This is a genomic window from Laceyella putida, assembly GCF_042665195.1.
Lineage (GTDB): Bacteria > Bacillota > Bacilli > Thermoactinomycetales > Thermoactinomycetaceae > Laceyella > Laceyella putida.
The window spans coordinates 1-4,738 of sequence record NZ_JBHTBW010000067.1; the positions used below are offsets into that span (position 1 = coordinate 1).

General features: G+C 43.0%; 6 protein-coding genes. 5 read left to right on the forward strand and 1 reads right to left on the reverse strand.

Annotation, left to right across the window (positions count from 1 at the left end):
• Window positions 1-310 precede the first annotated feature (310 nt).
• Together ACFQNG_RS18090 and ACFQNG_RS18095 are read left to right on the forward strand one after the other, a co-directional pair.
• On the forward strand, window positions 311-1,192 hold the full coding sequence (locus ACFQNG_RS18090) for an ABC transporter ATP-binding protein (protein ID WP_379867241.1): 882 nt from the start codon (window positions 311-313) through the stop codon (window positions 1,190-1,192).
• Between the two features lie 12 nt (window positions 1,193-1,204).
• Window positions 1,205-1,999, forward strand: a complete 795-nt coding sequence (locus tag ACFQNG_RS18095; RefSeq protein ID WP_379867244.1) for an ABC transporter permease subunit — start codon at window positions 1,205-1,207, stop codon at window positions 1,997-1,999.
• Between the two features lie 617 nt (window positions 2,000-2,616).
• Here the strand turns inward: ACFQNG_RS18095 and ACFQNG_RS18100 are convergent.
• Entirely contained in the window at window positions 2,617-3,264 is a 648-nt protein-coding gene (locus ACFQNG_RS18100; RefSeq protein WP_379867247.1) for a M1 family aminopeptidase, read from the reverse strand.
• 92 nt (window positions 3,265-3,356) lie between these two features.
• On the opposite strand from ACFQNG_RS18100, the gene ACFQNG_RS18105 reads away from it, so the two are divergent.
• The 3 genes from ACFQNG_RS18105 to ACFQNG_RS18115 are packed head-to-tail and all read left to right on the forward strand — an operon-like array spanning window position 3,357 to window position 4,325.
• Window positions 3,357-3,593 carry a hypothetical protein gene (locus tag ACFQNG_RS18105; RefSeq protein ID WP_379867250.1) on the forward strand — a complete coding sequence of 79 codons (237 nt, stop codon included), beginning with the start codon at window positions 3,357-3,359 and terminating at the stop codon, window positions 3,591-3,593.
• Window positions 3,590-3,796: a hypothetical protein gene (locus ACFQNG_RS18110; RefSeq protein ID WP_379867252.1), complete on the forward strand. Its 207-nt coding sequence runs from the start codon at window positions 3,590-3,592 to the stop codon at window positions 3,794-3,796. The genes ACFQNG_RS18105 and ACFQNG_RS18110 overlap by 4 nt, the downstream gene beginning before the upstream one ends.
• Window positions 3,765-4,325, forward strand: a complete 561-nt coding sequence (locus ACFQNG_RS18115) for a phage minor head protein (protein ID WP_379867254.1) — start codon at window positions 3,765-3,767, stop codon at window positions 4,323-4,325. Before ACFQNG_RS18110 ends, ACFQNG_RS18115 begins: the two co-directional genes overlap by 32 nt.
• Window positions 4,326-4,738: the final 413 nt, after the last annotated feature.

Consider the following 4,738-nt stretch of genomic DNA (forward strand, 5'->3'; position numbering starts at 1 on the left):
CTTGCTTTTGTTGTTATGAACATTCTAACAGGAAATCATGATGGATTCACCAGACACGCCCTAGTCATATGACTCCAGTTACTATGTAAGCATGCGTTTCTCCGGTATTGTCATAGCAAGGAGTGCGGATTGGGGCGGAGTGACATGCGCAAGTCCTCTAGTATGAGGGCTCCGCTACCAAGTGGACTTTTCTGCATCTTCGCAAGGCAGCATACCCACAGGGAGGGCACAGGCTGGTACGGAGCCACAATACCCGACTGACCGAATCTCACGAATAGACAAACTTTCATATAAAGAGGAGGGAAAGATTTTGAACAAAATTGTAGACATCCGTAATTTAACCAAGTATTACAACAAAAAAAGCAAAGGTGTAGAAAATCTTTCATTTTCCATTGAAGAAGGGGAAATCTTTGGTTTCATTGGTCCCAATGGAGCAGGTAAAAGCACTACCATTAGACTTTTGCTAAACTTCATATACCCTACCAGCGGAAGTGCCACTATATTTGGAAAAGATATCGTGAAACATTCAAAAGAAATCAGGCAACAGGTAGGTTATCTCCCATCAGAAATTCATTATTACGATGACATGAAAGTGATCGATCTTCTACGTTATTCAGCTAACTTCCATCAGAAGCTGGACACCAATCGCATGAAGAAATTGGCGGATCGACTGGACTTAGATTTAACTCGCAAGATCGAGGATTTATCGTTTGGTAATCGCAAAAAAGTAGGGATTGTGCAAGCGCTCCTACATGAACCGAAACTGCTGATTCTCGATGAGCCTACCGGTGGGCTTGATCCATTGATGCAAAACACCTTTTTTGAACTTTTGCAAGAAGAACGAGACAAAGGAGTGACCATCTTTTTTTCCTCTCACGTTCTTAGTGAGATACAAAAGACATGTGACCGTGTAGCCATTATCAAAGAAGGTATTCTTGTAAAAGTAGAATCAGTCGAAGCGTTAACACATAACAAAGTAAAAAATGTAACGATTACACTTGATGGTGAGTATGATATCGATTTACAGCTGGCAGGAATCGTCAAGCAAGAAAGAACAGGAAATACGATCACACTCTTTTATGGTGGAGATATCAATCCGTTGCTCGTGAAATTAACCCAGCTTCCAATCAAAGATATATCGATTGAAGAGCCATCATTAGAAGAAATATTCATGCATTACTACGAAAAGTAAGGGGGGAACAGCATGCTTTTTAGAAGAGAGTTTGCTGGAAATGCCAAGTCATTGATTATTTGGAGCCTTATTATTGGGGGATATGCCTTTTTATTACTGGCTAATTTTCAGCAGATGGCGGATGCACTAAAAGCGAAGAAAGAATTACTTGATGCATACCCAGAGGGTATCAAAAAAGCATTTGGAATGGATGAATTAGACTTAACTACATTAGTAGGCTTTTATGGTGTCCAAATCTATTTGATGACCACACTACTCGGAAGTATCTTTGCTGCGATGCTTGCGGCCAATATCATTGCGAAGGAAGAAACTGATAAAACGATTGAGTTTTTACTTTCTAAACCATTAACAAGAACACAGATCATCACGCAAAAACTGTTGGCGGTTATTGTGAATATCCTTATCTTAAACGCATTTGTAACAGGATTAAGCCTCATTGCATTCCAATTTGCTAAAGAAGAAGTTGATATTAAACCTTTTACGTTGTTGATTATAGCTACTGTATTACTTCATCTCACATTTGCTACAATTTCTTTTGCGCTTTCAGCGTTGATGAAGAAAACAAGAAGCATTGTTTCGATTTCTTTGGGGATTGTACTCGGTTCTTATTTCCTAAACATTATGTCTGGTGTTACAGAGGATCTAGAGGACTTTAAATATCTAAGCTTTTTTAAATATGTAGATGCAGCGGATATCGTAAAAAATAATGCAATTGATGCTCTGTACGTCTGGATTATGGTGGCTGTGATTTTGGTCAGTGTTATATTTGCATATGTGTATTATCAGAAAAAAGATATCGCGGTATGAGTTGATAATGAAGAGGTGGAAAATTTGTGAAACGCTTCAGGTCTCCAAGGCGACACTTTGCAGATATCTGGGTGATTACAAATAAATAAAGGCCCGGAAGGGCCTGATCCCAATTAATTGAATCTAAGCAATTAGCTATAGATGAATCCATTTGATCAAAAGAAGAGGGGGATATTGAAGATTTTTACTATGTGATGGGAGTATATAGAGAAATGTATATTATGTATGATTCTGACCCCTCACTTCCAAAAGGGTTTGTGCATTTGTATTGGATGGGTAAAATAAATGGTATGGTTAAGTCAGTCCATTCTAAGTTCGTTTTTTTGTTAATCGAGTTGTCGTCGATCTACAGTAGTGTAAAAAACTCTGGGGATCGACGACAATTATTATTTTGTAATTACAGTATATTTATATATAGCAAGTGAACTACATTACATATATAGTGAGGATATAGGTGCTTTTAATCTATTTATAGGGTTTATGAACTACCTATGAGGTATTGAAACCTGCGACAAGTTGCCGCTTCTTCCAATGGCAAATCTGGTTTATGAAGTACCTAAGAGGTAATGAAACTTAGTCGGGAGCAGTAGATTGATTTCTATGGTGAAGTTTATGAACTACCTACGAGGTATTGAAACATCCAAGTAAAAGCAAACCGGATTAACCTCGCGACCGCTGGTTTCTTCCATGATGCGGATAAAGTCTTTGGTGGTGGTGATGCCAAATTTCTTCTCCTTGAAGTACGCTTGCATGGAAGCGTAGAATTGCTCATCTCCCAACAGTTTGCGCAAATCGTTCAATGTGCGGGAGCCGTAGTCGTAGATCATGTTGTAGTAGGCGGCGATGCCCTCTTCCCCGTGCGCGGTGAAGTCGGAGACGGGGGAGGATAGATGATAGCCCGGAACGGGTTCCGCCGTGAGTTGATCCATCTCCTTGTCATAGAGGGCGGCGGAGTAGGTGGCAAACGATTCGTCCAGCCAAGCCTCGTCATACTCGTTGTTGCCGATGATGCCGTAGAACCATTGGTGCCCGATCTCATGGGCGTTGACAGAGCGCACCCAAGCCGGGGTGGCGCTGTCCGGGAGTGAGATCATGACCAATTGGGGATACTCCATGCCGCCAAACCAACCGCGCATGCTGACGACATCCAGCTCCGGCCAGGGGTAGGCGCCAAACTTTTCGCTGAAGAGCTTAATGCTGTCCACTCCGCTTTGCAGGAGGTCCTGGGAGAACTTGGCGTGCTCTTCCGCATAGTAGACATTCACTTTGACATGGTTTGACGGTAGACGAAATCACTTTGTAGTTGGGGTTCATCTCCATGGCGAAGTCGCGCACATTTTTGGCGATATAACGGTGGGTGGCCAGATCGCCTTTAATAATGGGTCGCCCGATTTCCGTGCCTGTGGCGTGGATGATGAGTTTGGAGAGCAACCTGAAGAAAGTGGATCAGCGAGCCAATCAGATTTTAACCAAGACAGAGAAGACATTGATTAAGGAATACCGAAGGGCATTACAGCAAATTAGGAGAGAGTTGGCGGACTTGTATGCCACATTCCCCATGAGCGAAGAACAACGAAGCAACGTAGGCGATTGAGCAATCTGGAAAAAGCGATTATCCGTGAAATCAGCCGTATCTATGCTCAAAGTGGTAAGCTCCTGGTTGATTCGCTGGCTGAAACCTACCGGGACATGTATTACATGACGGGATGGGCCATAGAGATGGAGTTGGCTGGGGCGCAACTTACTTGGGAACTCCTTAATCCTGATGATCAAGCAAGCGGTGCTGGCCCCGATTGATAAACTTACCCTAATCGATCGGCTTCAGCGAAACCGGAAAAGAATCATCGCGGAAATTAAGCATCAATTGGCTCAAGAAGGATTGATCTTGGGTGACAGCTATGAAGAAATGGCTCAACGAATGAAAAAGGTATTGGAACAGGATGCCAATAAATCCCGCACCATTGCCCGGACAGAGGGGCATCGGGTGAGAAACAAAGGGAAAGTAGAAAGCACCAAGAAAGCCGCTGAGTTAGGGCTGAATATGGTGAAGGTTTGGGATGCGACATTGGACAAGAGGACAAGGCCGGCACATCGACGACTCGACGGCACAATTGTAGGGGTAGATGAGGACTTTGTCAGTCAGTTTGGTGGCAGGGGTCCCGCACCAGGACTCATGAAAACAGCAAGAGATGACATCAATTGCCCATGTATCTTCCGGCTCCAGTTGGTTGGCGAACCACAGGAAAGGTTGATTCGAGGTGAGGGGGTGGAGGAGTATCTGACATATGGGGAGTGGGAGAAAAAGCGTGGATATAAACGTTTCTGAGTATGTAACCATAATTGGGCATTGCACATAAATTGAATAGAGCTAAATTCTAAAAAAGGATGAGTGCAATATGCATACTCTTTATCGGATGTATTGGAATTATTACTCACCTTATTCGTGGGATCATTTCCAGTACAATTATCCATGCAATTGTCCAATGTGTCCACGAAGTTATCCATGCAATTGTCCAATGTGTCCACGAAACCCCGTTGATCCGGAACCTCACGAACCACATGTACCACATGTACCACACGTACCCGGACCGCCTCTTGTACCAGGATGGCCATTCGGTGAGTACTTGTATTAGGAATCTAATTGTTTAGGTAGATTCAATTTGCCCCTGTTGATGAGACTGATGCAGAAAGATTACTTAAAAATGATTATTCTACAGTTTCTGGAACCAAAACGGCTCA